The organism is Nocardioides sp. J9 (assembly GCF_007829375.1).
Taxonomy (GTDB): Bacteria; Actinomycetota; Actinomycetes; order Propionibacteriales; family Nocardioidaceae; genus Nocardioides.
In genome coordinates this window covers 1-23,114 of sequence record NZ_VLJQ01000113.1, presented here as the reverse complement: position 1 = coordinate 23,114, position 23,114 = coordinate 1, and the positions used below count along the sequence as shown (strand labels likewise).

Annotated in this window: 22 protein-coding genes; 15 read left to right on the top strand and 7 right to left on the bottom strand. The window is 72.7% G+C overall.

The genetic code is table 11. The features are described 5' to 3' along the window. The coding region (locus L615_RS23550) for a hypothetical protein (protein WP_222430629.1) at window positions 1-224 on the top strand (224 nt) is incomplete at its 5' end. Between the two features lie 366 nt (window positions 225-590). Here L615_RS23550 and L615_RS19530 read toward each other — a convergent pair. After that, window positions 591-2,024: an NAD(P)/FAD-dependent oxidoreductase gene (locus tag L615_RS19530; protein WP_145726192.1), complete on the bottom strand. Its 1,434-nt coding sequence runs from the start codon at window positions 2,022-2,024 to the stop codon at window positions 591-593. 131 nt (window positions 2,025-2,155) lie between these two features. Here L615_RS19530 and L615_RS19525 point away from each other — a divergent pair, with 131 nt between their 5' ends. From L615_RS19525 to L615_RS19495, 8 genes are all read left to right on the top strand, one after another. Then, the gene (locus L615_RS19525; protein WP_145726191.1) at window positions 2,156-3,778 is read left to right on the top strand and encodes a hypothetical protein; all 1,623 of its coding nucleotides are present in this window, start codon (window positions 2,156-2,158) and stop codon (window positions 3,776-3,778) included. Window positions 3,779-3,863: 85 nt separating this feature from the next. Next, on the top strand, window positions 3,864-4,214 hold the full coding sequence (locus L615_RS24445) for a helix-turn-helix transcriptional regulator (protein ID WP_261376774.1): 351 nt from the start codon (window positions 3,864-3,866) through the stop codon (window positions 4,212-4,214). Window positions 4,215-4,250: 36 nt separating this feature from the next. Continuing rightward, window positions 4,251-4,817, top strand: coding sequence for a DinB family protein (locus tag L615_RS19520; protein WP_261376773.1), 567 nt, complete (start codon window positions 4,251-4,253; stop codon window positions 4,815-4,817). Then, complete coding sequence (locus L615_RS19515; RefSeq protein WP_145726190.1) at window positions 4,814-5,374, top strand: dihydrofolate reductase family protein; 561 nt, start codon at window positions 4,814-4,816, stop codon at window positions 5,372-5,374. The genes L615_RS19520 and L615_RS19515 overlap by 4 nt, the downstream gene beginning before the upstream one ends. 61 nt (window positions 5,375-5,435) lie before the next feature. Further along, entirely contained in the window at window positions 5,436-7,277 is a 1,842-nt protein-coding gene (ggt, locus tag L615_RS19510) for a gamma-glutamyltransferase (protein ID WP_261376772.1), read from the top strand. Further along, the gene (locus tag L615_RS19505) at window positions 7,274-7,915 is read left to right on the top strand and encodes a pyridoxamine 5'-phosphate oxidase family protein (RefSeq protein ID WP_036518583.1); all 642 of its coding nucleotides are present in this window, start codon (window positions 7,274-7,276) and stop codon (window positions 7,913-7,915) included. The genes ggt and L615_RS19505 overlap by 4 nt, the downstream gene beginning before the upstream one ends. Continuing rightward, the gene (dapF, locus tag L615_RS19500) at window positions 7,905-8,762 is read left to right on the top strand and encodes a diaminopimelate epimerase (RefSeq protein ID WP_145726188.1); all 858 of its coding nucleotides are present in this window, start codon (window positions 7,905-7,907) and stop codon (window positions 8,760-8,762) included. The genes L615_RS19505 and dapF overlap by 11 nt, the downstream gene beginning before the upstream one ends. A 32-nt stretch (window positions 8,763-8,794) precedes the next feature. Continuing rightward, on the top strand, window positions 8,795-9,571 hold the full coding sequence (locus L615_RS19495) for an SDR family NAD(P)-dependent oxidoreductase (RefSeq protein ID WP_145726187.1): 777 nt from the start codon (window positions 8,795-8,797) through the stop codon (window positions 9,569-9,571). 102 nt (window positions 9,572-9,673) lie between these two features. Here the strand turns inward: L615_RS19495 and L615_RS19490 are convergent, their stop codons facing one another. Continuing rightward, a complete protein-coding gene (locus L615_RS19490; protein WP_145726186.1) occupies window positions 9,674-10,327 on the bottom strand; it encodes a vWA domain-containing protein in 654 nt (217 codons plus the stop codon). A gap of 32 nt (window positions 10,328-10,359) precedes the next feature. Next, complete coding sequence (locus tag L615_RS19485) at window positions 10,360-10,752, bottom strand: hypothetical protein (RefSeq protein WP_145726185.1); 393 nt, start codon at window positions 10,750-10,752, stop codon at window positions 10,360-10,362. A gap of 137 nt (window positions 10,753-10,889) precedes the next feature. Between L615_RS19485 and hflX the strand changes: the two genes are divergently transcribed. The 3 genes from hflX to L615_RS19470 all read left to right on the top strand — a co-directional run bounded on the left by hflX (window position 10,890) and on the right by L615_RS19470 (window position 15,254). Next, on the top strand, window positions 10,890-12,446 hold the full coding sequence (gene hflX / locus L615_RS19480; RefSeq protein ID WP_145726184.1) for a GTPase HflX: 1,557 nt from the start codon (window positions 10,890-10,892) through the stop codon (window positions 12,444-12,446). A gap of 97 nt (window positions 12,447-12,543) precedes the next feature. Next, a complete protein-coding gene (locus tag L615_RS19475) occupies window positions 12,544-13,230 on the top strand; it encodes an SGNH/GDSL hydrolase family protein (protein WP_145726183.1) in 687 nt (228 codons plus the stop codon). Between the two features lie 59 nt (window positions 13,231-13,289). Further along, window positions 13,290-15,254, top strand: coding sequence for an ATP-dependent DNA helicase (locus tag L615_RS19470; RefSeq protein ID WP_261376771.1), 1,965 nt, complete (start codon window positions 13,290-13,292; stop codon window positions 15,252-15,254). Here the strand turns inward: L615_RS19470 and L615_RS19465 are convergent. Together L615_RS19465 and lexA are read right to left on the bottom strand one after the other, a co-directional pair. Continuing rightward, a complete protein-coding gene (locus tag L615_RS19465) occupies window positions 15,229-16,986 on the bottom strand; it encodes an MXAN_6640 family putative metalloprotease (protein WP_145726182.1) in 1,758 nt (585 codons plus the stop codon). The genes L615_RS19470 and L615_RS19465 overlap by 26 nt on opposite strands. Window positions 16,987-17,045: 59 nt before the next feature. Then, window positions 17,046-17,771, bottom strand: a complete 726-nt coding sequence (gene lexA / locus L615_RS19460) for a transcriptional repressor LexA (protein ID WP_028656615.1) — start codon at window positions 17,769-17,771, stop codon at window positions 17,046-17,048. A 320-nt stretch (window positions 17,772-18,091) separates the two neighbouring features. Between lexA and L615_RS19455 the strand changes: the two genes are divergently transcribed. Continuing rightward, a complete protein-coding gene (locus L615_RS19455) occupies window positions 18,092-18,490 on the top strand; it encodes a LysM peptidoglycan-binding domain-containing protein (RefSeq protein WP_145726181.1) in 399 nt (132 codons plus the stop codon). 73 nt (window positions 18,491-18,563) lie between these two features. On the opposite strand, the gene L615_RS19450 is transcribed toward L615_RS19455, so the two are convergent. Both L615_RS19450 and L615_RS19445 read right to left on the bottom strand, forming a co-directional pair. Beyond that, window positions 18,564-18,905 carry a hypothetical protein gene (locus tag L615_RS19450; protein ID WP_145726031.1) on the bottom strand — a complete coding sequence of 114 codons (342 nt, stop codon included), beginning with the start codon at window positions 18,903-18,905 and terminating at the stop codon, window positions 18,564-18,566. A 55-nt stretch (window positions 18,906-18,960) separates the two neighbouring features. After that, on the bottom strand, window positions 18,961-19,491 hold the full coding sequence (locus L615_RS19445; RefSeq protein ID WP_145726032.1) for a hypothetical protein: 531 nt from the start codon (window positions 19,489-19,491) through the stop codon (window positions 18,961-18,963). Between the two features lie 332 nt (window positions 19,492-19,823). On the opposite strand from L615_RS19445, the gene nrdR reads away from it, so the two are divergent. Beyond that, complete coding sequence (gene nrdR, locus L615_RS19440; protein WP_028656619.1) at window positions 19,824-20,306, top strand: transcriptional regulator NrdR; 483 nt, start codon at window positions 19,824-19,826, stop codon at window positions 20,304-20,306. A 148-nt stretch (window positions 20,307-20,454) separates the two neighbouring features. Then, window positions 20,455-23,114 (top strand): vitamin B12-dependent ribonucleotide reductase (locus L615_RS19435; RefSeq protein ID WP_145726180.1); only part of this gene is annotated, 2,660 nt, incomplete at its 3' end.

Sequence of the window (23,114 nt, the reverse complement as noted above, 5' to 3'; positions counted from 1 at the left end):
TCAAACGCGCCATCGCCCGGGAGGTCTTCAAGCTTCTGCAAGCGCCCACAGCCCTGGCAGACATCGAGGACCTGCGCCGGGTGCGGCGCGAGAAGAACTTGCCCCTGCGGGTGGTGGTCGAAGCGCTCGGGACCTGCCAGGCCCACGTCAGCCGCATCGAGCGCGGCGTCGCGTTCGACCGCGACTTCACCCAGCGCTACCGAACATGGCTCCAAGCCGCTTGACAGGAATAGGAGCATCRCAAAGGTCGGCCGGAAACCCGCCTGTGGACTGGGGATTCTCCGGATTCTCTATCCACAGTCCGCATTGAAGGCCCGGTGGTTTCGAGGCTCCTCGCTAGCGCTCGTCGCACCTCAACCACCGGGAGCTGGGTGCGCGCCGAGACCAACACCGCCCCACCTACGACCCGCGAGCCGACAGGCGGACCCGACCACCTCCCCAGTCCTCTCGTCGCTGCCTTTCGCAGCTGTGCCAGCTGCGTGACCGCAGCCCACCGGGACCATCCCCGTCCACCTACGCAACCGCAAGCCGACCGCCGGACCGGACTACCTACCCAGCCATCTTGTCGCCGGCTCTGGGAGCCGTGCCGATCACCCCACCCCGAGCCGCCGCAGCGCCCGCTCGGCGGCGTTGAACCCGCACATCCCGTGCACCCCGCCGCCGGGCGGGGTGGCGGAGGAGCAGAGGTAGACGCCGTCGATGCCGAGCCAGTAGGGGTCGAGGGCGGGGCGGGGGCGGAAGAGGAGCTGGCGGGCGGTGTTGGCGCCGGCGGAGATGTCGCCGCCGACGTAGTTCGCGTTGTAGGCCTCGAGCTTCGCCGGGCCGCGGGTGGAGACGGCGAGGACGCGGTCACGGAAGCCGGGGGCGAAGCGCTCGACCTGGCCGAGGATCGCATCGGTGGCGTCGCCGGTGTAGCCGTGCGGGACGTGGGCGTAGGCGTAGACCGGGTTGACCGAGCCGGAGGAGCGGGAGGGGTCGGCGAGGTACTGCTGGCCGAGCAGGACGAAGGGCTGGTCGGGCATCCGGCCGCGCACGGTGTCCTTCTCGACGGCGGCGACCTGCTCCGCCGTACCGCCGAGGTGCACGGTGCCGGCGCGGCGGCACGCCTCGTTGGTCCACGGGATGTCGCCCTCGACGGCGAGGTCGACCTTGAAGGCGGCCGGGCCGTAGCGGAAGCGGGTCAGGCCGCGGCGCACCCGGGCGGGGAGGTGGTCGCCGAGGATGCGCAGGGCACCGGCCGGCGCCGTGTCGAGCAGTACGACGTCCGGCCGGCCGCCGACGAGGTCGTGCAGCTGCTCGAGGGAGTCAGCGCGTAGGTCGGTCACGACGCGTCCACCGAGCTCGGCGAGCTCGGCGACCAGGGCCCGGGTGATCGCCTCGGTGCCGCCCTCGGCGACGGGCCAGCCCACGGCGTGGGCGGAGGCGGCGAGCAGCAGCCCGACGGAGGTGGTCAGCGGGGTGTCGAGGCGGCCGAAGGCGTGCGCCGCGGCGCCCATGAACAGCGCGCGGGCGGGGGCGTCGCGGAAGCGGGCGCCGGCCCACGTCGCGGGCAGGAGCGCCCGGGCGCCGAAGCGGGCGTACGGGACGGGGTGCCGCGGCAGGTGCACCACGGGTTGCAGCACCTCGTCCATGAGGTCGTCGAAGCGGCGCACGATCGGGGAGAAGGTCGCGCGCCAGCGTTCCGCGTCCTCGCCCAGCGAGGCGGCGGAGGCGGCCAGGTCCCGGGACGCGATGCCGGCGCGCCCGTCGTCGAGCGGGTGGGCGAGGTCGACCTCGGGCCACAGCCAGCGCAGGCCGTGCCGGTCGAGGCGGAGGGAGGCGAGGAAGGGCGACGCCACCCCGGTCGGGTGGAAGGCCGCGCACTCGTCGTGCAGCACGCCGGGGAGGGTGAGCTCGCTGGTGCGCGTGCCGCCGCCGGGACCCTCGTGCGCCTCGACGACCGTCACCGCCAGCCCGGCCTGTGCGAGCCGGATCGCGCCGGCGAGGCCGTTCGGTCCGCTGCCGACGACGACGGCTGTGCCCATGCCCGGACGGTACCGGTCGGCGTCGTTAAGGTGGTCCTCACGGGCCATCAGGTCGGACCGATCGACATCGCCGACGATGCCCGGGCGGCCGCGGGGCCGACCTACCGTGGGAGCGCTGATCGGAGGAACCTGTGAGCTACCGCCCCCGGCCTGTCGCTGCCGGCACCGTGCCCGGCGTGCTGGTCGCCGTGCTGCTCGGCCTGCTCGCCGCTGTGGGCGCGCCCGGGCCGGCCCAGGCTGCCCGCACGCCGACCGTGACCGGGCTGGCCGCGGCTGGCCAGGACTGGGCGGGCACGCGGCTCAAGGTGCGCTGGAAGGCCGTCCCCGGCGCGACCTACCAGGTCCGCTGGGCGCGGAGCCAGGCTGCGCTGTCGAAGGCGACGGTGCAGCGGGTGACCACCCGCGCTGCGACGTCGCCGACGCTCGGCAACCGCTGTGTCACCTGGTACGCCCAGGTCCGCGCGGTGCGCCAGGGCACGGTCGGTGCGTGGTCGCGGCCCCGGGGCCTGCGCTTCACGCTCGGCCCGCTCGGCACGCCCCGCCTGGCCGCGCCTTCGTCCGCGCAGGTCAGCGAGCAGGCGGTGCGCTTCACGTGGACGGCGGCGCGGTACGCCGCCCGCTACCGCCTCGACTGGTCGGCGGCGGCGCACGGGCAGTGGGCCGACTTCTCCCACAACTACACGCGGTGGCAGGCGTCGGGTGACCGCTCAGCCACCATCCCGCTCCCGGCCACCCCCGCCGCGGGGGACCGGTTCCTCGCCCCGGCCTACGGCAACGCGGTCTTCGCGCAGCTGCAGTACGACACCGGTTGCACGTCGAAGGCCCGCCGCACGCAGTACGTCGGCGCCTTCCCGCGACCCCGCGACCCCGGGACCGGGGACCTGGTCAGCGTCGGCTCCTACAACGTCGAGCTGTCGCCGACGACGAGCTCGCGGCCGCGCAAGATCGCCAACATCGCCGACAACATCGCGCGCCGGGGTCTCGACGTCGTCGCGCTGCAGGAGGCCAGGGAGCAGACCGCGAAGGACCTGGTCCGGCGCCTTGCCGACGCCGAGGGCCAGAAGGACTGGACCCAGTGGGGCGTCGGCGCGCAGCGGGTGCTCTGGCGCACCGGCGCCTGGCGGGCCGTCCTCGGCGGCAAGGTCGACGTGGGCCGCGCCTCCGACAAGTCCGCGGCCACGCCGCTGCCGGCGCCGGCCGTCCGGCTCACACCCGCGCTGGGCGCCTGGGCGCCGGGCCGGCAGGACATCTTCGTCGTCTCGGTCCACCTGGAGGACCGGCGTCGCTTCGACGCCGGGGCCACCGTCAAGGAGCGCAAGCGCGACGCCCACCTCGCGGCCAGCGCACTTCTCGACAGGATCGCCGCCGTCAACCGCGGCGGCGTGCCGACGCTGGTGCTGGGGGACCTCAAGGGCAATTTCGGCGGCGGCGGGCTCCCGGCCGGCGCCGGCTACTGCGACGAGAACGCCGGTTGCGTCGGCGAGGGCCAGCCGACCTTCGTCCGCGCGGGCTTCTGGGACGCCCAGAGCGCGGTCACCAAGGTCGGGGTCGAGTACGGCACCCTCAACAAGCACGTCGCCCGACCGCCGCGGTCGGTGACGGGCGTCGGCGGACGGACCGACTACATCCTCGCGCGCGGCACCGGCGGCTTCACCTTCTACCGCAACGTCGTCGCGACGTACGGCGACGCCTCGGCCATCCACCAGCCCGACCACAACCTGCTGGTCGCGCGGGTAGTCGTGCCGCGGCGCTGACGACCCGTGCCCCGCACGCGGGGCCTGCAGGAAGAAGGCAAGAACGGTCAAGCGCCCGCCGCCCGGCACGGTCCACACTCGTCGTGTGACCACCACCCCGAGCGGCCGTGACCGCCTGCGCGAGCTCCTCGACGCCGTGCTCGACGAGGGCAACCGCACGCTCGGCGACATGGCGGGCGGCGCCCACGCGTCGCCGTACCACTTCAGCCGGATGCTCTCCCGCGACGTCGGCGAGGCGCCGGTCGCGCTGCGGCGACGGGTGATGCTCGAGCGCGCGGCCTGGCGGCTGCGGCACGGTGCGACGGTCACCGACGCCGCGTGGGAGGCGGGCTACGAGTCCGTCGAGGGGTTCAGCCGGGCGTTCACCCGCGCGTTCGGGCACGCCCCCAGCGAGACCGGCACCGCCGGCGGCAGCGTGTGGCTGGCCCCTCAATAACGCGGCATCCACTTCCACCCGCCCACGAGCCTGTGGGTGCACAGCACGGAGCAGACGATGAACCCGGTCACCGACCAGCAGGTCCGCCACGACCTCGACGACACCCGCCTCCTCATCGAGCACGCCAAGGGCATCAGCACCGACGAGTGGGCCCGGGTCCGGGTGCCCGGCCACGAGGTCGCTGCCTGGGAGGGGCCCGAGGAGTCCGTCGCGGTCGTCCTCGAGCGGACCGTCTTCGCCAAGGAGGTGTGGCTCGCGGCCATCGAGGGGACCGACTTCCCCGCCGTCGACCGGCAACCCACCCCGGCCGCGCTGCTCGAGCGGCACGACGCGGTCGCCGGGCGCTGGCTCGCCACCGTCCGCGACATCGACCGGCGCGGGGGCTGGGACGACCTGATCATCGACGCGCTGTGCGAGCCGCCCGAGTCGTTCGTGCTCAGCAGCATCGTCGCCCACGTGCTGACCTACAGCGGCCACCGGCGGCTGCTCGTGCGGTCGTGGCTGCGCGGCACCGGCCTCGACCTCGACGACGGCGACCCCATCAACTGGCTGCGCCGCGAGCTCGACGAGCACCGCGACACCCCCACCGGAGGAGACCGATGACCCGCACCACCTACTACACCGCCACCACCCTCGACGGCTTCATCGCCGACCCCGACGATTCGCTGGCCTGGCTGCTGCGCCAGCCGCAGGACGAGGGCGGGCCGCAGGACTACGGCGAGTTCATCAAGCGCGTCGGCGCGGTGGTGATGGGCTCGACGACCTACCTGTGGGTGCGCGACCACCTGCAGCGCACCGGCGAAGACTGGTCCTACTCGATGCCTGCCTGGGTGATGACCAGCCGCGACCTGCCGACGATCGACGGCGCCGACCTGCGCTTCGCGTCCGGCCCGGTCACCGAGGTGTACGACGACCTGCGCTCCGCCGCCGGCGAGCTCGACATCTGGGTGATCGGCGGGGGAGACCTCGCCGGGCAGTTCGCTGACGCCGGCCTGCTCGACGAGGTCATCGTGTCGATCGCACCGGTGACCCTCGGCGCCGGCCGGCCGGTCCTGCCGCGCCGGCTCGAGCTGCGGCTCGCCGAGACCGCGCCCAACGGCGCCTTCGTCACCGCGCGCTACGAGGTCGACGGGCCGCTGCTGGAGGACCGGCAGGACTGACCGTGGCCTTGACAGCGGGGGGATGGTGGAGGGAGTCGGACCACAGTCTCGGGAGGACACCGTGCGCCGTACCCACCTCCGTCGCGGAGCCGTGCTGGCCGCTGCGACCACCGTCGCCCTGACCACCGCGCTCGTCGCGCCCGGCCCCGCGCCGGCGAAGCCCGGGCCGAAGCCGCCGCCGAAGGTCGCGACCGCGACCGGGTTCGGCGGTGCGGTCAGCTCCGTCGACCCCGACGCGACCCGGATCGGGCTGGAGGTGCTGCGCCGCGGCGGCACCGCCGCCGACGCCGCGGTCGCCACCGCGGCGGCGCTCGGGGTCACCGAGCCCTACAGCGCCGGCATCGGCGGCGGCGGGTACTTCGTGCACTACGACGCCCGTACCGGCGAGGTCACCACGATCGACGGCCGCGAGACCGCGCCGGCCGCGATGCAGCCGGACGCCTTCATCGACCCGGAGACCGGCCAACCCTGGCCGTTCACGCCCGACCTCGTCACCAGCGGCGTCTCGGTCGGCGTGCCCGGCACGCCCGCCACCTGGCAGGAGGCCCTCGACCGGTGGGGCAAGCTGTCGCTCAGGAAGGCGCTGCAGCCCGCAGCCGACCTGGCCCAGCACGGCTTCGTCGTCGACCCGACCTTCGCCCTGCAGACCAGCGAGAACGCCGAGCGCTTCCGCACCTTCACCAGCTCGAAGAAGCTCTTCCTGCCCGGCGGCAAGGTGCCGGAGGTCGGCAGCGTCTTCCGCAACAAGGACCTCGCCCGCACCTACCGCCAGCTCGGCGCCCACGGCGTCGACTGGCTCTACCGCGGCGCGCTCGGCAAGGAGGTCGCCCGCACCGTGCAGCGGCCGCCGCTCAGCGGCGAGACCGACCTGCCGGTGCCCACCGGCGACATGACCACCGCCGACCTCGCGGCCTACCGCGCGCTGGTGCAGGCGCCGACGTCGGTCGACTACCGCGGCTACGACGTCTACGGCATGGCGCCGTCGTCCTCCGGCGGCACCACCGTCGGCGAGGCGCTCAACATCCTCGAGCAGCTCGAGCCGCCGGCCGACGACGTCGCTGCGCTGCACCAGTACCTCGAGGCCAGCGCCCTCGCCTTCGCCGACCGCGGCAGGTACGTCGGCGACGCCGCCTACGTCGACGTGCCCGTCGACGCCCTCCTCGACGACACCTTCGCCAGGGAGCGGGCCTGCCAGGTCGACCCCGACGCCGCCGCGACCAAGCCGGTGCCGGCAGGCGACGTGACGTCGTACGACGGCGTGTGCGACGCGCCCGCCGGTGAGGGGGTCGAGGACCCGGACACCGAGAACCTCTCCACCACCCACCTCACCACCGCCGACCGGTGGGGCAACGTCGTCGCCTACACGCTCACCATCGAGCAGACCGGCGGGTCGGGGATCGTCGTGCCCGGCCGCGGCTTCCTGCTCAACAACGAGCTGACCGACTTCTCGACGGTCTACGACGAGGCCGACCCCAACCGCATCCAGCCGGGCAAGCGCCCGCGCAGCTCGATGTCGCCGACGATCGTGCTGCGCGACGGCCAGCCGGTGCTCGCCGTCGGCTCGCCGGGCGGGTCGACGATCATCACCACGGTCCTGCAGGTGCTGATGAACCGCATCGACCTCGGCATGAGCCTGCCGGAGGCGGTCGCCGCGCCCCGCGCCTCGCAGCGCAACACGGCCAGCGTGACCGCCGAGCAGGCGTTCATCGACGCGTACGGCGACGCGCTGGCGTCGTACGGGCACGGCTTCACCGTCGCCGGGCCACCCGGGTCGAGCGCCTCGGAGATCGGTGCCGTCGCCGCGGTCGAGCTCGGGCCGGACGGCCGGCTGACGGCCGTGGCCGAGCCCACGCGCCGCGGGGGAGGAGCCGCCGGGGTGGTCCGGCCTACCCTTGTCCCGTGACCTGGGACGGGACGTGGACCGAGATCCGTGACGACGCGGCGCTGACCGCGCTCCTCGGCGAGCCCGCACCCGCGGCGCGCGCCAAGGAGCGGGACGTGCTGACCGACGTCGACCGCGACTGGCTGGCGGCCTCGCCGTTCTGCATCGTCGGCACCGCCGACGCCGACGGGCGCTGCGACGTCTCGCCGAAGGGCGACCCGGCCGGCAGCCTCGTGCACGTCCTCGACGACCGCACCATCGCCATCGCCGAGCGACCGGGCAACCGGCGCGCGGACGGCTACCGCAACGTGCTCGCCAACCCGCACGTCGGCCTGGTCTTCCTGATCCCGGGCCGTGGCGACACGCTGCGGGTCAACGGCCGCGCCAGGCTGGTCAGCGACGCGCCGTTCTTCGACGAGATGGTCGTCAAGGGCCACCGGCCGGTGCTCGCGCTCGTCGTGGAGGTCGAGACGGTCTTCTTCCACTGCGCCAAGGCGTTCCTGCGCTCGCAGCTGTGGCGCCCGGAGACCTGGGACCCCGAGGGGATCGTCCCGCGGCGCGCCGTGGTGGCGCAGCGCTTCGAGCGGCGGGGTGCGAGCCTCGAGGAGCTCGACGCCTACTACGGCCCCAGCTACGAGGAGGGCATCTATGTCTCCTGACGGCTACCCGTTCCTCAAGGGCCACGGCACCGAGAACGACTTCGTCCTGCTGCCCGACCACGACGGCGCGGTGCACGGCGACCTGCCGGCCGACCGGGTCCGCGCCCTGTGCGACCGCCACGCCGGCACCGGCATCGGCGGCGACGGCGTGCTGCGCGTCATCCGCACCGCCGCCGTCGGCGAGGCCGGCGCAGGCCAGGACGCCGAGTGGTTCATGGACTACCGCAACGCCGACGGCTCGGTCTCGGAGATGTGCGGCAACGGCGTGCGCGTCTTCGGCCGCCACCTCGCCGAGCAGGGCCTCGTCGACCCGACCGGCCCGGTCCCCGTCGCCACCCGGGCCGGGGTGAAGGTCCTCGCCTTCGCCGGCGGTACGCCGGACGGCGAGATCACCGTCGACATGGGCATCCCGAAGGTCCTCGAGCTGACCTCGGTCGCCGTGGGGGAGCAGGAGTGGGACGCCCTGCACGTCGACATGGGCAACCCGCACGCCGTCGCCTTCCTCGGCGACGGCGCCAGCCTCGACGACGTCGGTCCGCTGCTCGACGCCCCGGCCCACGACCCGGCCGTCTACCCCGCCGGCGTCAACGTGGAGCTCGTCGTGCGTCGCGGCCCGCGGCACGTCGCGATGCGGGTGCACGAGCGCGGCTCCGGCGAGACCCGCTCCTGCGGCACCGGCGCCTGCGCCGTCATGGTCGCCACCGCCCTGGCCGACCGCGCGGAGCGCGACACCGAGTACCGCGTCGACCTCCCCGGAGGCACCCTGCGGATCACCTGGACCGCCGACGACCGGGTGCTGATGACCGGGCCCGCGGTGGTCGTGGCCGAGGGGCAGACCACGCTCTGAAACCGGCTCCGACGAGCGTTAGAGTCCGGCGCATGGAACTCACCGGATCCTCTGCCATCGTTACCGGCGGTGCGTCGGGCATCGGCGCCGCCGTCGCCCGTGCGCTCGCCGCCAAGGGCGCGACCGTCGTCGTCGCCGACCTCCAGGCCGACAAGGGTGAGGCCCTTGCCGCCGAGATCAACGGCGTCTTCGCGCAGGTCGACGTCACCAACAGCGAGCAGATCGGCGCGGCCGTCAAGGCTGCGGCCGACATCGCCCCGATCCGCGCGGTCGTGAACTCCGCCGGCATCGGCTGGGCGCAGCGCACGATCGGTCGCGACGGCCAGCTGGAGTCGGCGCACTCGCTCGAGGCGTTCACGAAGGTCGTCGCGATCAACCTGATCGGCACCTTCGACATGGTCCGCCAGGCCGCCACCGTGATGAGCCAGAACGAGGCGGACGAGGACGGCTGCCGCGGCGCGATCGTGAACCTCGCCAGCGTGGCTGCGTTCGACGGCCAGATCGGCCAGGCGTCGTACTCCGCGTCGAAGGGTGGTGTCGTCGGCATGACCCTGCCGGTCGCGCGTGACCTCGCGGCCGCGGGCATCCGCCTCAACACCGTCGCGCCGGGCCTGATCGACACCCCGATCTACGGCGAGGGCGAGCAGGCCGAGGCGTTCAAGGCCAAGCTCGGCGAGAGCGTGCTCTTCCCGAAGCGCCTGGGCACCGGCGCGGAGCTGGCGTCGATGGTCGTCGAGTGCCTCACCAACTCCTACATGAACGGCGAGGTCGTCCGCGTCGACGGCGGCATCCGGATGCCTCCCAAGTGAGCTGACCACCCAGGTCCGACGACGAGCGCCCGGCGTGGGGTCCCCACGCCGGGCGCTCGCGTCTCTGCCCGTACGACGGCCGGCCGTCAGCAGCTCAGTCGGTCACTCGCCGACCCGGTCGCGCTCCTCGCGGGTGTAGCCGTCCATCATCGGTGCCGGCGCGCCCGCCGGGGCGGCCATCCGGTCGCCGCGGAGCTTGCCGAGCTTCTGCGAGGTCATCGCCAGCACGTCGCGGGTCTTGCCGCGGCCGTAGGTGACCGACGCGTCGCGGCTGACGCCGAGCCGGGCGCCCACCTCGATCGCGTCCTGGTCGGCCCCCATGTAGAGGAACTGCCACGCGTAGTCGGTGGTCTGCTGCTCGACCAGCGCCTTGATCGCCGGGTGCGTCCACTCCTGGCTGGCGTTCTCGTGGCCGTCGGTCATGATCGCGACGATCACCGTGCCCGGCCGCTCGTCCTCGGGCAGCGCGGCGAGCTCCGTGCCGGCGGTGGTGACCAGCCGGCCCATCGCGTCGAGCAGCGCGGTCGACCCGCGCGGCTGCAGGTCCAGCGGCGGGACCTCCTCGACCGGGACGCCGGAGTAGACGACGTCGTACTCGTTGTCGAACTGGGCGAGGGTGACCCGGCACTCGCCGGGCAGCGCCTGCTGCTCGGCCACGAAGGCGGCGAAGCCACCCTCGGTGTCGGTCTTGATGGACTGCATCGACCCGCTGCGGTCCAGCAGGAAGTACAGGTGGGTGAGGTCGGCTCGGGTCATGGTTCCTCCGTTCCGGACGCCGGTGGGCGTCCTCAGCTGGGCCGGCGCGGCTTGAACCGCATCGGCGCCGGGGGTGCGGCGGGTTGCCGCGGCTGACCTGTCTCCAGGTCGTACTTCGCGCGCTCGACCCCGGCGGCCGTCACCCGGCCCCGGTCGTCGGCGTACGCGCCGAGGGTCCGGGTGCGGGCCAGCCGGGGTCCGACCGCGTTCTCGGTGAGGCCGGCCTGCGCCCCCGCCCCACGCAGGGACGCCTGGCCGGTCAGCACCGCGGTCGCCATCGCCTCGTCGATGAGCTCGGTGAGGCGATCAGCTGCCTGGCGAAGGTAGGGGAGGGCTCCGACGGAATCCCTCCCCTCCGCCTCGTCGAGGGCCCGCCGCACGTCGTCCAGCGTCGTGGGGCGGGCGTGGTCCTCATGGCTGCTCATGTCCTCCATGGTGCCGCACAAACTGCGGACACGCAAGTAGTGCGGATCCGCAGATGGTGCGCACCTCGCGGTGTGGTGGGGGCCGGGCGGAAATCGGGAAGCATCCGGCCGACCCCGTGGTTACGCTGGAGACGCCTATGACGAACCATGCTGAAGACTTCTCCCTCGCCGCCGCCCTGCGAGCCACCGAGGGCTGGGACGACCCCGACGACCTGGTCGACGACCTCGACACCGACCCCACCACCGACCGCGCCGACCGCGCCGACCGCGCCGATGATGACGACGACGGCTGGGAGTCCGGCTACGCCGACGACGTCGCCCTGAGCGACCCCACCACCGGCGACCTCGACCTCGCCGCGCGCCACGAGCTGCGCCGCGTCGCTGGGCTGCGCACCGAGCTCGAGGACATCACCGAGGTCGAGTACCGCCAGCTCCGCCTGGAGCGGGTCGTGCTCGTCGGCGTGTGGACCGAGGGCACCGTCGCCGACGTCGAGAACGCGATGGCCGAGCTCGCGCTGCTCGCCGAGACTGCCGGGTCCGAGGTGCTCGACGCGATCTACCAGCGCCGCCAGTCGCCCGACCCCGCCACCTACATCGGCCGCGGCAAGGTCGAGGGCCTGCGCGAGATCGTGGAGGCCACCGGCGCCGACACCGTCATCTGCGACGGCGAGCTCGCGCCGTCGCAGCTGCGCAACCTGGAGGACCGGGTCAAGGTCAAGGTCGTCGACCGGACCGCGCTCATCCTCGACATCTTCGCCCAGCACGCGAAGTCGAAGGAGGGCCAGGCCCAGGTCGAGCTGGCCCAGCTCAACTACATGAAGCAGCGGCTGCGCGGCTGGGGTGGCAACCTCTCCCGCCAGGCTGGTGGTCGCGCCGCCGGCGGTGACGGCATCGGTGGCCGTGGCCCCGGTGAGACCAAGATCGAGACGGACCGGCGCCGGATCAACGACCGGATCGCCAAGCTCCGCCGCGAGCTGAAGGTCATGAAGGGCACCCGCGACACCAAGCGCCAGGAGCGCCGACGCAACGAGGTCCCGTCGGTCGCCATCGCCGGCTACACCAACGCCGGCAAGTCCTCGCTGCTCAACCGGCTCACCGGCGCGGGCGTGCTCGTCGAGGACGCGCTGTTCGCGACCCTCGACCCGACCACCCGGCGCACCCAGACCCCCGACGGCCGCGTCTACACGATGAGCGACACCGTCGGCTTCGTCCGGCACCTGCCCCACCAGCTGGTCGAGGCGTTCCGCTCGACGCTGGAGGAGGTCGCCGACGCCGACCTCATCGTCCACGTCGTCGACGGCTCGCACCCCGACCCCGAGGGCCAGATCAGTGCCGTGCGGGAGGTGCTCGCCGAGATCGAGGCGGGCGACATCCCCGAGCTGGTGATCATCAACAAGGTCGACGCCGCCGACCCGCTCGTCATCGACCGGCTGCGCCGCCGCGAGCCGCACTCCGTCGCGGTGTCGGCGAAGACGGGGGAGGGCATCGCCGAGGCGATCGCCGCCGTCGAGGCCGACTTGCCGCGCCCCCGCGTCGAGTTCACCGCGCTGGTGCCCTACGCCCGCGGCGACCTCATCGACCGGATCCACAAGGACGGTGAGATCACCGCGCTCGAGCACACCGCCGACGGCACGCACGTCACCGGCCGCGCCACCGAGGCGCTCGCCGGCGAGCTCGCCGACTTCGCCGTCTGAGGCAGTACGGCGCACTACGGCGACGGTCCGGTCACGATTTCGCCTGATCTTCGCCGAAAGGGCTCCCCGCACGGCCAGCACGACGGATGATCCTCCGGTGACTCGGCGCCACTCCCGCCCCCGCCTGCTCGGCGTGCTGCTCGCGCTGGGCCTGGTCGTCGTCGCCACGGCGCTGGTCTGGGGCCGCGCCGGCGCGGACGCCGACCCCTGCGCGCGTCGCGCCGACCGGGCCGAGCAGCGCAGCCGGCTGGTCACCGGCAGCGGGCCGGAGGTGCTGGTCATCGGCGACTCCTACTCGGTGGGCGCCGGTGTCGCGCTGCGCGACTCGTGGCCGGTCCGGCTGCCCGGCCGGGTCCGCGTCGACGGCTTCTCCGGCAGCGGGTTCAGCGTCGGAGCCAGCCCGTGCGGCGACGTCTCCTACGGCACCCGTGCCCCCGCCGCGCTGCGCCCCGCCACCGACCTGGTCGTGGTCGAGGGCGGACTGAACGACACCGACCGGCCCGCCGCCGAGCTGGAGGAGGGGGTCGAGCGGCTGCTGCGCCGCCTCGACGGCCGGCGCGTGCTGGTGGTCGGGCCGCCGGTGACCCCCGACCGGCCGCGGTCCCACGCCGAGCGGGTCGACGCCACGCTCGCCCGGATCGCGCGCGAGCACCAGGCGTCGTACCTCTCGATGCTGGGGACCGAGCTGACCTTCCTCGACGACGACCTCCACCCGGACCCGGCCGGGCACCGCACCTTCGGCGACGTCGTCGCCGCGCGGGTGCGGGAGATGCTCGCCACCTGAGGCCGCCCGCCTGTGGAGCCAGCAGCCGGAGCGTCGGCCGGGCCATCTAGGGTGCTCCGGTGAGCACCCACCCGGACGTCGACGCCAGCCCCGTGCGCGAGCTGCTCGCCACGGCCGTGGCAGCGCTCGGCGGCCAGGAGCGCTCCGGCCAGGTCGCGATGGCCGACGCGGTCGCGCAGGCGTTCGCCGACAAGGAGCACCTCCTCGTCCAGGCCGGCACCGGCACCGGCAAGTCGCTCGGCTACCTCGTCCCGGCGCTGCTCCACGACAAGCGGGTCGTCATCGCGACCGCGACGCTGGCCCTCCAGCACCAGCTCGTCGAGCGCGACCTGCCACGGCTGGTCAAGGCCGTCGGCACCACCCCCGGCCTCGACGCCAGCTACGCCGTGCTCAAGGGCCGCTCCAACTACGCCTGCCTGCACCGCATCCGCGAGGGAGCCCCCGACGACCAGGGCGAGCTGGTGCAGCTGCCCGAGGGGTCGATGGGCGCCAAGGTGCTCGCGCTGCGCGAGTGGGCGACCCGCTCCGCCGAGGACGGCGGCAGCGGCGAGCGCGACGACGCCCCCCSCCMCACCGAGAAGGAGTGGCGCCAGGTCAGCGTCAGCGCCCGTGAGTGCGTCGGCGCCAGCAAGTGCCCCTACGGCCAGGAGTGCTTCGCCGAGAAGGCGAAGGAGAAGGCCCAGCGCTCGCACCTGATCATCACCAACCACTCGCTGCTCGCGATCGACGCGATCGAGGGCATCCCGATGATCCCCGAGTACGACGCCGTCGTGATCGACGAGGCGCACGAGCTGGCCGCCCGCGTGACCCAGGCGGCGACCGACGAGCTCTGGGCGGCCGAGGTGGAGCGGGCGGCCCGCCGCAGCGTCCGCCACGTCGAGGGCAACGAGGCCGACGACCTCGCCGACGCCGCCGACGCCCTGCGCGCGGCGATCAGCGAGGCCCCGGCCGGACGCTTCGAGCGGCTGCCCGAGGACCTCGCCGACGCGCTGGCGCTGGTGCGCGACGCGGCCCGCGCCTGCATCTCGGCGTTCCCGAAGGCCGAGTCCGGGAAGGAGCCCGACGCCGCCATGACCCAGGCCAGGGGCATGGTGCAGGAGGTCTTCACGACCGCGGAGCGGATGTCGGCCGGCTCAGACAACGACGTGCTCTGGCGCACCGAGGGCACCGACCGCCTGCCGCCGATGTTGTGCGTGGCGCCGCTGCAGGTGTGGGGCCAGATGCGCGACAAGCTGCTCGCCGACAACACCGTCGTGATGACCTCGGCGACGCTGATGCTCGGTGGCGACTTCAACTCCGTCGCCCGCTCCGTGGGGCTCAAGCCGATGCCCGACGCCGAGCAGCCGTGGCGCGGCATCGACGTCGGCAGCCCGTTCGACTACGGCAAGCAGGGCATCCTCTATGTCGCCCGACACCTGCCACCGCCGGGCCGCGACGGGCTCGGTCCGGCCCAGCTCGACGAGATCGCCGAGCTCGTCGACGCCGCCGACGGCCGTACCCTCGGGCTCTTCTCCAGCCGCCGCGCGGCCGAGGCCGCCGCCGAGCACGTCCGCTCGGCGCTGCCGCACCTGACCACCCTCGCCCAGGGCGAGGCCCAGCTGCCCGAGCTGGCCCGCCAGTTCGTCGAGGACCCGCACACCTGCCTGTTCGGCACGCTGGGCCTGTGGCAGGGCCTCGACGTCCCGGGCGAGACCTGCCAGCTGGTGCTCATCGACCGCATCCCGTTCCCCCGGCCCGACGACCCGCTGATGAGCGCCCGGCAGAAGGCAGCCGACCGGGCTGGTGGCAACGGCTTCATGCAGGTCGCCGCGACCCACGCGGCGCTGCTGCTCGCGCAGGGCGCGGGCCGCCTGATCCGCACGACCAGCGACCGCGGGGTCGTCGCGGTGCTCGACCCGCGGCTGGCCACCGCCCGCTACGGGTCCTTCCTCAAGGCGAGCCTGCCGCCCATGTGGCCCACGACCGACCCGGCGGTGGCGCGCGGCGCCCTGAAGCGGCTCAGCGGCGGTACGCCCGGCCGGTGACGGCCTGCAGCCGGTTGTCGTCGCGGGCGAACCCGTGGCACGTCGTGCTGGCGTCACGGTCCGGGTCGTCACAACCGCCGAACCGGGTGCTGGTGTTCAGCACCGTGACGTCGATCCACTGGACAGCGGGGCCGAAGCGCACGTCGAAGGCCCGGTTGCCGTGCACGTTGAGGCTGACCATCGAGGTCTTCGCCGCCTTGCCCTTGCGCTTCACGGTGAGCACGGCGCGACTGCCGACGGCCCGGTCGTTGAGGTTGAGCTTGAGCTGCACCCAGTGCCGCTTCGTCAGGCCGGACCCGCGGTTGAAGCGCACCGTGGACGCCGCCAGGTGGTCGAGCCGGAACCGGAACGAGCCGGCGGGCGCGCCGCCGCGCAGGTTGAAGGTGCGCCGGGTGGGCGAGGCGCGGTAGGCCGCCCCCTCGTCGTAGAACGCCGCCGGCCGCCGGTTCCAGATCGTGAACTTCGAGAGCTCCGTCGCCAGGGACGACCCGCGCTTCGAGAGCGAGGAGCGCACCGCCTCGACGGAGTACATGCCCTTGGCACCGACCCCACCGTCGTGGGCGAGGCGACGCCAGATCTCGCGGACGATGATCGGCATCCCGCCGGCCGAGCTCGGGTAGCGCTCGCCCAGGAACTGGAAGAAGATCCACGAGCCGTACTGGCTGGGCTGGCTGGGGGGGGGGGGGGGCCGGGGGGGGCGGGGGCCGCGGGGGGGGGGCGGCGCCAGGGGGCCGTAGGGCAGGTAGTTGCGGTTGTCGTTGATCCCGTCGAAGACCTGGTCCTCGATCCAGGTGGCGGTGGCCTCCATCAGCCAGGCGTCCTCGTTGAGGTCGTAGGCGAACTGGACCGCGTGGAACCACTCGTGCGCCGCCGTGGCCCGCAGCGCGGACCGCGGGGCGATCCCGAACTCGGCGTAGTCGTTGTCCAGCACGCAGTACGCCGGGGCCGGCACGTGCTCGGTGACCGAGTGGTCGTCGGTGGTGCAGTAGCCGTAGGCGCCGAGGTCGCCCAGCTCGCCCAGGTAGATGTCCGGGCGCGCGTCACCACCCTTCGTGCCGTCGCTCAGCACGTCGCGGTAGCCGGCCTTGCGGTAGGTCTGCGCGACCCGCGTCAGGGTGGACAGCACGAACTCGACGTAGTCAGGGGCGCCGCCGGCCTTGCCGGGATAGCGCCCACCCGGACCGTCGTTCTCGCCGGGCACACCGTGCCGGGCGCTCGTCTTCCGGTTCACCCAGTGCACGCACAGCATGCTGTTGCAGGTGCGCTTGACGCCCTCGCGCCCGCCGTAGCAGACGAGGTCGCCCTCGTCCCGGTCGTTGCACACGACCAGGCTGTCGTCGGGACGCGCCAGCAAGCGGCCCGCGGCCTCCCGCTTCGACTTCGGCAGGTCCGAGCGTGCGGCGGCGAGGTCGCGCAGGGCCAGCGTCAGGTCCTTGCCGCCGGCACGCAGGCCCTCGGTCGCCGGCTCGTCGCCGGTGTGGTCTGCGTCGTGGGTGCCGTCAGTGGCGTCGGGGTCACCAGCGTCGCCCGTGCCGGCGTCACCGGAGTCGGCGGCGGCCGCACCGGACTCGATGATCTCCTCGACCGCGGCCAGGGCTGCCTCGGCCGTCTCCTCGGCCGTCACGGGGGCGGGGTCGGTCGCCGGGTCGTCAGCTCCAGCCGGTGCGGCGAGCAGGGGCACGGCCAGGAGAGCAGCCAGCACGGCGGCCCACGGTGCACGTCGAGGGGTCACGGGGGAAGGCCTCACGGGGGGACGTCAGGGGACCCACCGACCCTACGTGAGAAGTGGCGTCAGACACGCCTCAGCACGGCCGTCACCTTGCCGAGGATCGTGGCGTTCGTGCCGTCGATCGGCTCGAAGGCGGGGTTGTGCGGGAGCAGCCAGACCTTGCCGTCCTTGCGCTGGAAGGTCTTCACGGTGGCCTCGCCGTCGATCATCGCTGCGACGATCTCGCCGTTCTCGGCGGTCGGCTGCTGGCGGATCACCACGTAGTCGCCGTCGCAGATGGCAGCCTCGATCATCGACTCGCCGCTGACCTCGAGCAGGAAGAGCTGGCCGTCGCCGACGAGCTGGCGGGGGAGCGGGAAGACGTCCTCGACGCGCTCCTCGGCCAGGATCGGGCCGCCGGCGGCGATCCGGCCGACGACCGGCACGTTGGCCGGGACCGGGGCGGCGTCGCCGATCCCGGTCTCGTCGTACGACGTCTCCTCGGCCGAGCCCATCGCCTTGCGGGCCGCCATCACCTCGGGCAGGAACACCTCGAGGGCGCGGGGCCGGTTCGGGTCGCGCTTGAGGTAGCCCTTCTCCTCGAGCACCCGCAGCTGGTGGGCGACGCTGGAGGTGCTGGTGAGGCCGACCGCCTGGCCGATCTCGCGCATGCTCGGCGGGTAGCCGCGCTTCTCGATGCTGTCCTTGATGTGGGCCAGCACGCGCTGCTGGCGCGGCGTCAGCCCGGTCGCGTCCGGGGGACCGTCCGGCAGCTCGGTGACGCCGCGGCCTGCCTTGCGCTCCGCCATGGGGGTGCCTCCCGTTCGCTGTGGCGGCCGGTCGTCCCACCGGCCTGGTGTGACGACGCTAACCGATCCCGCCGCGCTGTTTCAAACACCTGTTCGAAGGGCGTGTCGCGGCCCACGGCCCACTTCTGCGGCGTGGCAGTGGCTGCGACACGGTCGAACAGGATTTCGAACAGGTGCTGGATTTGTTCGAACGTGTGATCTAACCTCGTACACATGTTCGATCGAACGCATGGTCGAACAGCCTTCCGTCGGACCCCGTCCGCAGACTCCTCCCCGGAGTCCCGGACTCGGCCCGCTCCCTTCCCCGGAGGTCACCAGACATGAGCACGATCAGCATCGCCCCGCACCGCGTCAGCACCGCCCGCGTCGCTCCCGCCGCCCGCCGCGGCGCGCAGCCACGGGCCGCCGCGCCACGGGGCCAGGTCCGGCTGACCCGCCGCGGCCGCGTCGTCGTGTTCGTCCTGGCCTTCCTCGTCGTCGCGGCGCTGSCCGTCGCGGTGGCCGCCGGGTCGGCGGCGACCCGCGAGGACGGCGGCGCCCCGGCCGTCCAGGTCGTCACCGTCGCGCCCGGCGAGACCCTGTGGGACATCGCCTCCGGCGTCGCGGCCGCGACCGGCGGCGACGTGCGCGGCGCGATGGCCGACATCCAGGACCTCAACACCCTCGAGGGCAGCATGGTCTACGCCGGCCAGCAGCTGCGCATCCCGGCCGCGCAGTAGCGCGCCCACCGACTCTCCGCTGCCTCGACCCCAGCGGAGCAGGGGAAAAGACGAAGGGTGGCAGGCAAGCGGCTCAGCGAGCCGCGCGCTTGCCGCCCTTCGGCGCGTTCGGGTCGCGCTTCGGCCGCGGCTCGGGGGCCGAGGTGAGGCCGAGGGCCCGGGACAGGCGCACCGCCAGCATGAAGGCGAGGAAGAGGCAGAGCATGCCGCCGAGCGAGGCGACCGCGAGGAAGAACCAGGCGCTGCCGTCGCCGTCGTGCCGGGCGTCGGCACCGAAGTCGATGGCCGCCAGGACGAGGTACCCCCACGCCACGAGGGCGAAGGTGATGCCGACCGCGAGGAGCAGGAGGTCGGCCCGAAAGCGCGGTCGCGCCTTGCTCCCTGCGCGGCTGCCCGCGCGCTTCCCACCTGCCACGGTCGTCATTGTTGCCGATCACCCAACCTGGTGGGTGCCCGCCCCGCGATCGGCCTCAGCGGCCCGTGACGGAGTACTGCACGAAGGTCTTGCCGTCCGCCTCGGTGAGCGTCCCGACGATGACCTCCCACGCGTCGTTCTCGTAGCTGGAGATGCCGGCCGCGCTCGCCTCGTCGTCGCGGGTGAAGCCGGCGGCCCCCAGCTCGTCGCCGATCCGGGCGGCGACCTCGTCGGTCCCGCCCGGCACCTGCAGCTGGACGACGAAGCCGGGCTTGCCCCCGCTGGTCGTCGACGCGCCGGAGACGATCTCCCCGTCGGTGACCGGGACCTCCTCGGGGAAGCCCTCGGGGAGCTTGCCGGTCCCGTAGGAGAACGAGCCGTCGCTGCTCTCGACCTTCACCTCGCCGGAGTCGGCGTCGATGTCGACGTCGGCGCCGCCGGCGTCCTCGGCGGCCTTCTCGATGGCGCGCTCGGTGATCTGCTCGGCGGCCTCGCCGCACGCGGACAACGCCAGCGGGAGGGCCGCGGCAGCGGCCGTGGCGGCGACGGTACGACGAAGGCGGGCTCGGGTGGGCAGGGCAGGCATGTTCGGCTCCTGGTTGGGGGGTGGTGCGAGCGGCGCGGACCCGAGACGCGCCGGTCAGACGATAGTCCCGGACAGTCTCGTCCCGCTCGTGACCTGCGCAAACGCGGTGCCGGGCAAAACTTCCGGCAACTCTCCCGCCCCCGGTCTTGCACCCGTGGTGGCCGGGGCGTACGGTTACCACTACATCTAGTAGTTACAACGATGTAGTTCTCCACATCTAGTCCACAGGACTGGGGGTGGCGATACACAGATCAGTACCCGTTCTGCACGGCGGAGACCAGGTTATCCACAGGTTTCCGCGGTCCGGGACGTCGATCCCGGGAGGAGGAACCATGCACTGTCCGTACTGCAAGCACCACGACACCAAGGTCCTCGACTCCCGGGTCGCCGAGGACGGCTGCTCGATCCGCCGCCGGCGGGTCTGCCAGTCCCAGGACTGCGAGAAGCGGTTCACGACGGTCGAGCTCATGCAGCTCACGGTGCTCAAGCGCTCCGGCGCCACCGAGCCGTTCAACCGCGAGAAGGCTGTCGCCGGCGTACGGAAGGCCTGCAAGGGCCGTCCGGTCGGCGAGGACGACCTGGCCCTGCTCGGCCAGGAGGTCGAGGACCAGCTCCGGCTGGCCGGCAGCCCCGAGATCGCCGCCCACGAGGTGGGCCTGGCGATCCTCAACCCCCTGCGCCGCCTCGACGAGGTGGCCTACCTCCGCTTCGCCTCGGTCTACCGCGGGTTCGAGTCCGCGGCCGACTTCGAGAACGAGATCGCCCTCCTGCGCGCCGAGCGCCAGTTGCAGGGCGACCCAGCCCCGACGGGCTGACCACAGACGCCCGGCAGGTAGTGGGGAAGCTGCCTGCCGGGCCACCAGCTTCCCTGTCCCGACCGATCGGGGCACGCAGCACCCGCACCACCCACGCAGCATCCGCACCACCGCCGACAGCACAGCCGACCAGCGCACCAGGAGAGTCATGACCGAGACGGCCAGCAACCCGACCGAGGCAGGCGCACCCGCCCGCAAGGGCCTGAAGATCGAGCGGGTCTTCAGCACCGAGGGCGTGCACCCGTACGACGAGATCACCTGGGAGCGGCGCGACGTCGTCCAGACCAACTGGAAGACCGGCGAGACCGTCTTCGAGCAGCTCGGTGTGGAGTTCCCCGACTTCTGGTCGCTGAACGCCTCGACGATCGTCACCACCAAGTACTTCCGCGGCGCGGTCGGCACCCCGGAGCGCGAGACCGGCCTGCGCCAGCTCGTCGACCGCGTGGTCTCCCGCTACGTGGAGGCGGGCCTGGAGAACGGCTACTTCGCGACGGCGGCGGACGCGGAGGTCTTCGAGCACGAGCTGACCTGGCTGCTCGTCCACCAGTACTTCTCGTTCAACTCCCCGGTGTGGTTCAACGTCGGCACGCAGTCCCCGCAGCAGGTGTCGGCCTGCTTCATCCTGTCGGTGGACGACTCGATGGACTCGATCCTCAACTGGTACAAGGAGGAGGGCTTCATCTTCAAGGGCGGCTCCGGCGCCGGCCTGAACCTCTCCCGCATCCGCTCCTCCAAGGAGCTGCTCAAGTCCGGCGGCACGGCCTCCGGCCCGGTCTCCTTCATGCGCGGCGCCGACGCCTCGGCGGGCACCATCAAGTCGGGCGGCGCCACGCGTCGTGCGGCCAAGATGGTCGTCCTCGACGTCGACCACCCCGACATCGAGGAGTTCGTCGAGACCAAGTGGCGCGAGGAGGACAAGATCCGCGCCCTGCGCGACGCCGGCTTCGACATGGACCTGGGCGGCAAGGACATCACGTCCGTGCAGTACCAGAACGCCAACAACTCGGTGCGCGTCACTGACGAGTTCATGAAGGCCGTCGAGGAGGGCACCGAGTTCGGCCTGCGTGCCCGCACCACCGGCGAGGTCATCGAGACCGTCGACGCCCGCTCGCTGTTCCGCAAGATCAGCGAGGCCGCCTGGGCCTGCGCCGACCCCGGCCTGCAGTACGACGACACGATCAACGCCTGGCACACCAACCCCGAGACCGGCCGGATCACCGCGTCCAACCCGTGCTCGGAGTACATGTCGCTCGACAACTCCTCGTGCAACCTCGCGTCGCTGAACCTGCTGAAGTTCCTCAAGGACGACGACACCTTCGACGCCGAGCTGTTCGCCAAGGCCGTCGAGCTGATCATCACCGCGATGGACATCTCCATCTGCTTCGCTGACTTCCCGACCGAGGCGATCGGCGAGACCACCCGCGACTACCGCCAGCTCGGCATCGGCTACGCCAACCTCGGCGCCCTGCTGATGGCGATGGGCCTGGGCTACGACTCCGACGGCGGTCGTGCGATGGCGGCCACCATCACCTCGCTGATGACCGGCACGTCGTACCGTCGCTCGGCGGAGCTCGCCGGCATCGTCGGACCCTACGCCGGCTACGCCCGCAACGCCGAGGCGCACAACCGCGTCATGCGCAAGCACCAGGCCGCCAACGACGACGTGCGCACGCTGCACATCGCCGACGCCGCGGTGCACAAGGCCGCGACGGAGGAGTGGGCGAAGGTCGTCGAGCTCGGCAAGACCAACGGCTTCCGCAACGCCCAGGCCTCCGTGCTCGCCCCGACCGGCACCATCGGCTTCATGATGGACTGCGACACCACCGGCATCGAGCCCGACTTCTCCCTGGTGAAGTTCAAGAAGCTCGTCGGCGGCGGCTCGCTGCAGATCGTCAACCAGACCATCCCGCGGGCCCTGAAGAAGCTGGGCTACGACGAGGAGAAGGTCGAGGCGATCGTCGCCTACATCGGCGAGCACGGCCACGTCGTCGACGCCCCCGGCCTCAAGCCGGAGCACTACGAGGTCTTCGACACCGCCATGGGCGAGCGTGCGCTCAAGCCCATGGGCCACGTGAAGATGATGGCCGCCTGCCAGCCGTTCCTGTCCGGCGCGATCTCCAAGACCGTCAACCTGCCGGAGACGGCGACGGTCGAGGACATCGAGCAGATCTACATGGAGTCGTGGAAGCTCGGCCTCAAGGCCACCGCGATCTACCGCGACAACTGCAAGGTCGGCCAGCCGCTCGCCGACGGCGGCGGCAAGGCGAAGAAGGACGCCGCGGACGCGGCCGAGGCCGCCGAGGCGACCAAGGTCGTCGAGAAGGTCGTGGAGAAGGTCGTCTACGCCCCGACCCGCAAGCGCCTGCCGAAGTCGCGCCAGGCCCGGACCACGTCGTTCACCGTCGCCGGTGCCGAGGGCTACATGACCTCCGGCGCCCACGACGACGGCAGCCTCGGCGAGATCTTCCTCAAGCTCGGCAAGCAGGGCTCGACCCTGGCCGGCGTGATGGACGCCTTCTCGATCGCGGTCTCGATCGGCCTGCAGTACGGCGTCCCGCTGGAGACCTACGTCTCGAAGTTCACCAACCTGCGCTTCGAGCCCGCCGGCCTCACCGACGACCCGGACGTCCGGATGTCGCAGTCGATCATGGACTACGTCTTCCGCCGCCTGGCCCTCGACTACCTCTCCTTCGAGCAGCGCTCCGCCCTCGGCATCTACTCCGCCGAAGAGCGCCAGCGCCACCTCGAGACCGGCTCCTACGAGCCAATCGAGGAGTCCGCCCCGGCCCCGAAGGCCGCGGCTGCCGC

Coding starts and splice junctions, on each gene's coding strand:
- nrdR (WP_028656619.1), top strand. CDS start 19,824: ATGCACTGTCCGTACTGCAAGCACCACGACACCAAGGTCCTCGACTCC.
- L615_RS19445 (WP_145726032.1), bottom strand. CDS start 19,491: ATGCCTGCCCTGCCCACCCGAGCCCGCCTTCGTCGTACCGTCGCCGCC.
- L615_RS19495 (WP_145726187.1), top strand. CDS start 8,795: ATGGAACTCACCGGATCCTCTGCCATCGTTACCGGCGGTGCGTCGGGC.
- hflX (WP_145726184.1), top strand. CDS start 10,890: ATGACGAACCATGCTGAAGACTTCTCCCTCGCCGCCGCCCTGCGAGCC.
- L615_RS19485 (WP_145726185.1), bottom strand. CDS start 10,752: ATGAGCAGCCATGAGGACCACGCCCGCCCCACGACGCTGGACGACGTG.
- L615_RS19530 (WP_145726192.1), bottom strand. CDS start 2,024: ATGGGCACAGCCGTCGTCGTCGGCAGCGGACCGAACGGCCTCGCCGGC.
- L615_RS19490 (WP_145726186.1), bottom strand. CDS start 10,327: ATGACCCGAGCCGACCTCACCCACCTGTACTTCCTGCTGGACCGCAGC.
- lexA (WP_028656615.1), bottom strand. CDS start 17,771: ATGGCGGAGCGCAAGGCAGGCCGCGGCGTCACCGAGCTGCCGGACGGT.
- dapF (WP_145726188.1), top strand. CDS start 7,905: ATGTCTCCTGACGGCTACCCGTTCCTCAAGGGCCACGGCACCGAGAAC.
- L615_RS19515 (WP_145726190.1), top strand. CDS start 4,814: ATGACCCGCACCACCTACTACACCGCCACCACCCTCGACGGCTTCATC.